The organism is Nonomuraea sp. bgisy101 (genome assembly GCF_057708945.1).
In genome coordinates, this window is record NZ_JBYITD010000085.1 from 1 (window position 1) to 7611 (window position 7611).

Genomic DNA, 7611 nt, shown 5'->3' on the forward strand with positions numbered 1-7611 from the left:
GGTGACGAGCGTGACCGCGAGGATGGACGACAGGCGTCGCGGTACGGCGTTCATGAGGTGTCTCCTGACAATGGTTGGTCCTGAATCCGGCGAGCGCCTGACACAGGGGCGATGGAGGCCGCTTCGAGGAGCGGGTGAAGGGATGGGGGAGCTCACGCGTGGCAGGGAGCGGGCTCCTCCTTGGGTGCCCCTCGAGCCGGTGGGGGCCTTCTCATGCGGAGACTGGGGCGACTCTGGACTTCATGAACCGGTCACCCGCGACGACCACCACGGTGACGAGGAGGAACGCGATGAAGGCGGCGCTGGTCCGCACGACATGGAACATCTCCCACCGCTGCAGGATCGCCGCGTGCTCGGCAGGGACGGGGCCGACGGCCCACTGTTTGATCAGTCCGTTGATGGGGACATTGCCGAACCTGGTGACCAGGAACGAGGTCAAGGCCAGCACCGCCGCGCCTGCGGACAGGAGCCGCGGGACCTGGCGTGAAACGGCGGCGAGCAGGAGTGAGGCGAGGATTGCCAGCGCCATCGTCGTCTGCATGACGACCCCGTTGACCTGCATCAGCGCCGTATGGAACGTGAAGCGCACGTCGAGGGGCACGGTCCTGAACGCATAGATGACGTTAACGGCCCCGTAGCCGAACGCCCCCGCGAGCAAGCCCGTGGACAGCAGCGCGAACGCTTGGACTGGTCGTATCAGCACGATGCGATCTCCTGTACGGATCGTCTAGAGGAAACGTGAGGAAGGAGGAGAGGCGCGTCGTCGCGGTCATCTCCTGAGAGGCGTTCGCTGCAGAATCATTACCGCTGTGACGATCGATGATCGTCCTTGGCGGGGCGTCCCGCGGGCGCTTGCGCCAAGGTGTCCTGGTCGGGCAGGAGCTGGCGAACGAGTGCGTCGGCGGCCCAGCTCTGCCATGACTCCTCGCTCCAGCCCCGCTCGCGGACAAGTAGGTGATAGGCCTCGGGCGCGAGAATCGCGAGCAAGATGTCGGCGGCTCGCAGTGCGTCCATCCCGTTGCGAAGCGTGGTCTTCGCCGCCAGGGCGCCGGCGAAGGTCGCCATGACGGCGTGCCGCTGGCCGATGTTGGTCTGCCAGAGCTCGGCTATCTCGGGGTCCACGGCGGCGGCCGAGCGGACCACCTCGAGGACCGGGCTGACCCGGGCGTGGATTCTCGCGGTCGCGGTGACGAGGAGTTGGATCTGCTCGACCGGCGGCGCGGCCATGGCCTCGGCGACCCAGGGCCGATCCAGGGTGGCCAAGGGGCGCTGTCGCCTGCGATCTCCACGTCCAGGAGCTCTTTGAGGATGGCCCGCTTGGTGGCGAAGGTGAAGTACAACGTCTGTACGGCGACGCCTGCCTCGGTGGCGATGGCCTGCATGGTGGTCGCCGCATAGCCTTGCCTGACGAACAGTACCCGGGCGGCGGCGAGCATGCGTGCCCGTGTTGCGGCGGCCTTGGCTGCACGCACCCCGGCTCCCGACCGTCTCGACGTCGCCATCCGATCTCCCTCCATCGGCGAATTCCGCTGGAGTTTCACTCCAGCGAACCCGATGCCATGACTGTGCCGCAGCCTATGGGCTGTCCGGGTGTCCACCCGGACAGCCCGCATGGCGAGTGCCGGGTTCAGGCGGCAGCGGGGGAGAGGGCGGCGACGACCGGTAGTTCGAGGTCCACGTCGAGTGCTTCGTTGATGTAGTTCGCGAAGATGTTGTAGGCGACGTTGGCGATGACCTCGACGATTTCCTCGTCGGTGAGGCCTGCCTCGCGGGCCGCGGTGAACTGGTTGTCCCCGACCTGGCCGTTGTTGTTCGTGATCGCAACCGCGAGATCCAGTACGGCAGCCGCCTTGGGGTCGGCGCTACGGCCGAGGCGTGCGGCGGTGATCTCCTCCTCGTCGAGCTTGATCACGTTGCGGGCGACGTAGGTGTGCGCCGACAGGCAGAAGGCGCACCCGTTGATCTCTGCCACGGCCAGTGCGATGCGCTCTCGAAGCGCGGCTGGGAGCGCGCCCTCCTTCAGCGCGTCGAGGAGCCCCAGGAAACCCTTGAGCGCGGCGGGGCTGTTGGCCATCGCCTTGGTCGTGTTCGGGATGACGCCCATCGCCCTTTTGGTGGCGGTGAGCAGTTCTGCTGCCGGGGTTCCGGCGGTGGCCGGGTCGATGAGGGGAACGCGGGTCATGTGGTCTCCTTGGCAACTGAGCTTTGACTAAAGCGTTACTCTAGTCAGAGTATCGCTGTAGTGCTTCTCTAGTCAAAAAGAGGTGTTGCGCTGGGATGCCGGCGAGCGGCGTTGCTGCCCATCGCCGCTGGGGAACGGGGTCGTATTCCTCGACGTCACGGGGCCGCACCGCGGCGAGCCGGGACGGGCTGGATGGCCGATGCCAACCTGCTGGCGTTCGGCGGATGCATGCTGGCGGGTGGCCGTACGGCGGACGTGATGGCCTACGCCGGGTCTTTGGCGTCGAGCCGGCCATCTTCACCATCGCCCCAGGCGTGCCTCGATCACGCCCTCCGCGTGGGGGCTTGTACTCGCGCGCGCCATCCAGGCATCGGGTTGCCGTGGTGGTGCCCGCGCAGTGGCTATGGCTCGGACAGGAGCACGCGTGACCGGGCAGCCAGTCCCGGAGTCCTCCCCGCGCTACTCACCCAGGAGTGGCCGACGCCAGTCGGGCCCCCTGGGACGACGACCCGAGGCTGACGGACCAGTGGCGACACCGGCACCGCGCTCGGGTCGACCGCACACTGTCACGGGCACCCGATCCTGCAATGAGGTTTCGGCGGGGTCGGCCTCTCCATATTCGCGGCCCCGCACGGGCCGATATACTCCACCGGGACATCCCCGCCGAGTACTAAGCGTTCTTCGCCCGGGTCCTCGGACCCAGCATCGAGGTGCCATGTCGATAGCAGCGCTGACGTGGCTTGAAGGACTGACGCTGATGGGCATGCCCACATGCGCTCGATCACTGCTGATGCGTCGGGTCGATCTACAGGCATGTCCGGCTCGTTGCCGCGGAGATCCGATCCGGGCCTCCCCTTACGCACGAGGCGGCGCAGCCTGCGCGCGTCGAAGGTCAGCGCGCTCGCCACTCATCCTCAAGCATCGCGTACACGACCTCATCCGCCCATTCGCCTTTGACAATCTGGTTCTGCGTGAAGTGGGCTTCGCGGCGCATGCCGAGGCGTTCAAGAACTCGCGCGGATGCGCTGTTGCGCCCGTTGAGACGCCCGATGATGCGGTGTAGCCCGAGTTCTTCGAAACCCCAGCCGCAGCATCACCTGGGCTGCCTCCGTGGCGTACCCCTTGCCGCCCTGGTCTGGGTGGAAGATGTAGCCGATCTCACCCTGCCGGTGCTCTCGGCTTGTCCAAAACAGCACGACATCGCCGATCACCGTGCCCGTCTCTGGCAGAACCACCGCCAGCGCCAGATTGCCACCCTCCCGCTCGAGGGTCGCCGCCTGAATTCTCTGCTGCAGCGACTCCCGCACCTGACCACGGTCACGGGCGCCGCGGTGACGACCGCCGGCCGACCACACCTCGCCCAGCTCCGTCCGGTGGACAGGCTGGCCGGCTGACGGCGAACGACACCCCGCATCGGCGACCATGAGCAGGACCTCGAACCGTCTCATCCTCCTGGCTCCCCACTCGGCTCACACGCGCGGGCCGGCAGCCCCAGGGAGCGGCTCCTGGCTCGCGCGATTGCGCGGCGATGCGCCCTGCCTCGATGGGATGCTGACGCAGGTTTCCCTCGATCGCCGTGCGGAAGCCGATGAACCACAGGCCCGGTGAAGGGGACGACGCAACCGGTAGTCCCGCGGCGTTGAGAACACTCACATGGGGGCGGTATCCGGTGGCGGCGAGCACGAGATCCGGTCGGAGGCGGCGGCCGTCGCGCAGGACCACCTCCTCGCTTTCGAATCGGCTGATCTCCGTGACGACTTCCAGCCGGCCGGCTTTGAGATGCCGGACGAAGCCCTGATCGATCGCGACGGTGACGCCGGTGGTTCGCATTCGTTCGTAGGGGCCCGACGGCGGGGCGGGCAGCCCGTAGCGGGAAAGGTCGCCGAAGGCGAGCTTGGCCAGCGATCGGGCCGCGGCGTCGCGCAGGCGTTCCGGCAGTACGCCAAGATCGCGATTGTGGTTTCGGGCTTACCTTGGCTGGACCCCAACCCGGCGGGAAAGCAGTGCGGTCAGGAGGCCAAGAAGGACTGCCCGCAGCCGCCGCCCACCACCCCGTCCTCGCCGGGAACCCCGTCGGCCACGATGACCGCGACGTCCTCCTAGAGCTTGGAAAGGTCGACGATGACGTACTGGTCGCCTAGCTGGTAGCCCAGCAGCCGCCCGTCCGCCTCCGGCATGGGCAGGGACATGCTGCCCTTCTTGTCGGGCCGGATTCCGAGATCGGCAGATGTCCCCGTGGTCAGGTCGTGGAGGACGATGCCGTCTCGGGTGGCCGTCGTGAAGAAGCGCCCTCCTGTGGGCGGCGGAACGGGCCCACTGGTGCCGGGCAGGTCGCGCTGCTGGGAACCGTCGCGCGACCGGATGAAGGGCTTGCCCTCTTCCCGCTCGCCGCTGCAGATCTGCGTGTCGCAGGTGACATTCCGCTCGCCGGGGTGGGTGACGGCCGTGTTGGTCTCGCCGGTCTCGACGTTGAGGATCTCATCGAACCTGGCGCCCTCGACGGGACCGTATTCCCCGCCCGAGCCGACCCATGGCCAGCTCAGGACATGGAACTTCTCCGCGCCCGGCACCGGCTCGACGGTCCCGCCCCCGAGGGGAACCGTGAACACCCCGCCGCTACGGAAGGAGAACATGATCTTGCCGTTTCCGATCGCCAGCCGGTCGAGAGCGGCGTCGTTGTCGCGCTCCTCGGTCGGAACCTGGGCCTGGTGGGATGCCACGATCTTCGACTCGCCACCGGTCACCGGCGCGGACCACAGCTGCGCCGTGCCGCCCTTGAGAGCTGTCCACCACACGACCTGCCCGTCGCCGACCGTGAAGTCGGAGGCGAAAAGCACCGTTCCCTTCGGTGTCGGCACATCAGCGATCTTGCGCACCTCGCCGGTGCCAAGGTCGTAGGCGTAGATCCCGTCGGTCTTCTCGAAACTCGACGAGGTCTCGATGAGCAGCGTGTGGTCGTCGAGGAAGAGCTCGGGACGGTACGCGCGGCCGTCGGGCAGCTTGGCGGGGATCTTCCTGACCGCCGCCGGCCACACCTGGTCGATCGCGGGTGGCCGCGGCAGCACCTTCTCCTCATCCTCTGCGAGCGTGGCCTCTGACGTGGTCGCGGCCGAGGCGACCGTGGTGGGCAGGCCGACTGAGGTGGCAGGGCCCGCGGCCTCGGGGCCGCCGCGCAGGACGAACGCAGTTCCCGCCGCGACCACGACGACGGCCGCAGCCGCTCCCATGGCCTGCGCCCGCTGCCGGCCCCGCCGATGACGGCCTTCCAGGTGTACGGCGAGCGTCGCCGGCGCGTGCGGCGCCTGTTCCGCGGCGTGGCCGAGGGTCTGGCGCAACGTGGTCTCGAGATCGTTCATCGGGCGCTTCCCTGGGTGGTGGTGGACGGCTGTGACGGGAGTCGATGGTCCTGCGGGACGGCGTCGCGCAGCTTGTCGAGCGCGCGTGAGGCCTGGCTGCGTACGGTGCCGCGGGAGACGCCGAGCACCTGGGCGATCTCCGCGTCGCTCAGCTGCTCGTAGTAGCGCAGCACCAGCACGGCTCGCTGTTTGCGCGGCAAGCCGGACAGCGCTCGCCACATCTGCTCTTCCATCCCTGTGGGCAGCGCGTCGTGGTGCTCGCGCTCTGGTAGGTCCCAGGTGAGCAGCTCGCGGCGGCGCAAGCGCCAGGTCGCGATGTGCAGCCTGGCCATGGTGGTGCGGGCATAGCTCTCGGGATTGTCCTTGCGATGTACCCGTGACCATGCCCGGCGCATCCGCAGCAACGCCTCCTGCACGAGGTCGGCGGCGTCATGCGTGTTGCCTGTCAGCACATATCCGTACCGCAGCAACGCGTCACTTCGTTCTGCGACGAAGTCCGCGAAGAGGGGATCTGGTTCCAACAGCCTTCGCCTTTCTTGGTTCCTTCACCTCCCAGAAGGACTCGAGGCGCAAAGTGTTGCATGAGGCGTCGCGTGCCCCCGGCCCTGTGAAGAGGAGCCGCTGGATCGCAGCTGCACGGCTACGACGCGATCCGATCACCGACCCGAAGCGAATCGATGACCAGAACATACGCTGGCGAGATCGGCTCGGCGGGGTTCTCCACGAGTACTCACATGCCGCTTGACCTGCGTGGACGGAGTTTTCGGCAGGCGCAGAGTCGAAGCTCACGGTTGTGCCTGCTCGGTGTCCACGCCTCTTGGACCGGCCACACCGCGCTCAAAGAGCTCGGCGTGGCCTTGTAGTGCTTCAAAACTCGCATGTACGGTCTGAGCTGGGGTTTCTCCGCCTGGCTTATGCGGTTCGGCGGTACTCGTTGATCGCTCCTCCGAGTACTTTGCGGCGTTCGATCCGGCCTTCTGTCGGCACCACCGCCTGTTCGTCTTGATCGGGTGGTCGTTGCCCTCGTGCCTGGTGAGGTCGGTGGCCGTTGTAGTGACCGACGTACTCGTCTAGGACCGCGCGCAGGTGACGTTCACCGTAGATCAGCATGCGGTCGGCGACCTCGGCGCGCACCGTACGGATCCACCGCTCGGCATAGCAATTCGCCCGAGGTGTCCGCGGCGGCGTCTTCAGCACCGTGATGCCCACCGCGGCAAAGATCTCATCGAAGACAGCGGCGAACTTGGCGTCACGATCGCGGATGAGGAAACGAAACAATGCTGCTTGCTCGCCGATGTCGATCAGGAGATTGCGCGCTTGCTGAGCGGTCCAGGCGCCGGTCGGGTGGGAGGTCACGCCCAGGATGTGCACGCGCCGCGTACGAACCTCCATCACGAACAACACGTACAAGCGCTTCAGAAAGATCGTGTCAACATGGAAGAAATCGCAGGCCAGAAGCCCCTTGGCCTGGGCGCGTAGGAAGGTCCGCCAGGAAGTATCGAGATTTCGAGGCGCCGGGCCGAAGCGGAGTGAGCGTAGCACGCGCCGCACGGTCGCCTCGCTGATCTGGTAGCCGAGCCGCACCAGTTCCCCATACACCCGGCGGTAGCCCCACGCGGGATTCTCCCGCGACAGACGGATGATCAAGTCCCGGATCTCCCGACTCGTCCTTGGACGCCCAGGCCGCTGCGGATAGGTCCAGTCCCAGCGAAGTAGACGACGATGCCAAGCCAGCAAGGTCGCCGGAGTGACAAGCCGATGAGCGCGCAGCACGCTCGGTAACCACCGGGCCAACGCCGCGAGAACGGCCCGGTCGGCCCAGTCCGGCTTCGGGCGCGCGACCTGACGCCGCAGCACCGCCACCTCGTGACGCAGCACCATGATTTCAACGTGTTTCGATGCTTGGCTGCGGCCCAATAGCATCAGCCAGCCGAACACCCGAACCGTGATCAGATAGAGCAAACGAACAGGCACAAGCCGTGATCCTGTCCGCGCCGGCGAACTCAATCAAACCACAGCTCAGAGGGCCATGACGGCGTTTTGACGCGGTACAGGACTCTGCTGGTTAACTCG

At 66.9% G+C, this 7611-nt stretch carries 9 protein-coding genes and 1 pseudogene; 1 reads left to right on the forward strand and 9 read right to left on the reverse strand.

Annotated features, from left to right (window positions below; genetic code table 11):
• Positions 1–211: 211 nt before the first annotated feature.
• The 6 genes and pseudogenes from AC3EO4_RS55185 to AC3EO4_RS55210 all read right to left on the reverse strand — a co-directional run bounded on the left by AC3EO4_RS55185 (position 212) and on the right by AC3EO4_RS55210 (position 3630).
• Complete coding sequence (locus AC3EO4_RS55185) at positions 212–703, reverse strand: anthrone oxygenase family protein (protein ID WP_431904800.1); 492 nt, start codon at positions 701–703, stop codon at positions 212–214.
• Between the two features lie 98 nt (positions 704–801).
• The gene (locus AC3EO4_RS55190; protein WP_431904822.1) at positions 802–1263 is read right to left on the reverse strand and encodes a TetR family transcriptional regulator; all 462 of its coding nucleotides are present in this window, start codon (positions 1261–1263) and stop codon (positions 802–804) included.
• Positions 1264–1355: 92 nt separating this feature from the next.
• Positions 1356–1613: pseudogene (locus AC3EO4_RS55195) on the reverse strand (TetR family transcriptional regulator); the annotation flags it as partial.
• Between the two features lie 14 nt (positions 1614–1627).
• Positions 1628–2182, reverse strand: a complete 555-nt coding sequence (locus AC3EO4_RS55200; protein WP_431904803.1) for a carboxymuconolactone decarboxylase family protein — start codon at positions 2180–2182, stop codon at positions 1628–1630.
• Between the two features lie 892 nt (positions 2183–3074).
• Positions 3075–3236 (reverse strand): GNAT family N-acetyltransferase, encoded by a 162-nt coding sequence (locus AC3EO4_RS55205; RefSeq protein ID WP_431904819.1) that lies wholly within the window; start codon positions 3234–3236, stop codon positions 3075–3077.
• Positions 3187–3630, reverse strand: coding sequence for a GNAT family N-acetyltransferase (locus tag AC3EO4_RS55210; RefSeq protein WP_431904806.1), 444 nt, complete (start codon positions 3628–3630; stop codon positions 3187–3189). Before AC3EO4_RS55210 ends, AC3EO4_RS55205 begins: the two co-directional genes overlap by 50 nt.
• 205 nt (positions 3631–3835) lie before the next feature.
• On the opposite strand from AC3EO4_RS55210, the gene AC3EO4_RS55215 reads away from it, so the two are divergent.
• The gene (locus AC3EO4_RS55215) at positions 3836–4285 is read left to right on the forward strand and encodes a hypothetical protein (RefSeq protein WP_431904809.1); all 450 of its coding nucleotides are present in this window, start codon (positions 3836–3838) and stop codon (positions 4283–4285) included.
• On the opposite strand, the gene AC3EO4_RS55220 is transcribed toward AC3EO4_RS55215, so the two are convergent.
• The 3 genes from AC3EO4_RS55220 to AC3EO4_RS55230 all read right to left on the reverse strand — a co-directional run bounded on the left by AC3EO4_RS55220 (position 4282) and on the right by AC3EO4_RS55230 (position 7500).
• On the reverse strand, positions 4282–5538 hold the full coding sequence (locus AC3EO4_RS55220) for a TolB-like translocation protein (RefSeq protein WP_431904811.1): 1257 nt from the start codon (positions 5536–5538) through the stop codon (positions 4282–4284). The two genes, AC3EO4_RS55215 and AC3EO4_RS55220, sit on opposite strands and share 4 nt — an antisense overlap.
• On the reverse strand, positions 5535–6059 hold the full coding sequence (locus AC3EO4_RS55225; protein ID WP_431904814.1) for a SigE family RNA polymerase sigma factor: 525 nt from the start codon (positions 6057–6059) through the stop codon (positions 5535–5537). Before AC3EO4_RS55225 ends, AC3EO4_RS55220 begins: the two co-directional genes overlap by 4 nt.
• Before the next feature lie 391 nt (positions 6060–6450).
• Entirely contained in the window at positions 6451–7500 is a 1050-nt protein-coding gene (locus AC3EO4_RS55230) for an integrase core domain-containing protein (RefSeq protein WP_431904816.1), read from the reverse strand.
• Between the last annotated feature and the right edge of the window lie 111 nt (positions 7501–7611).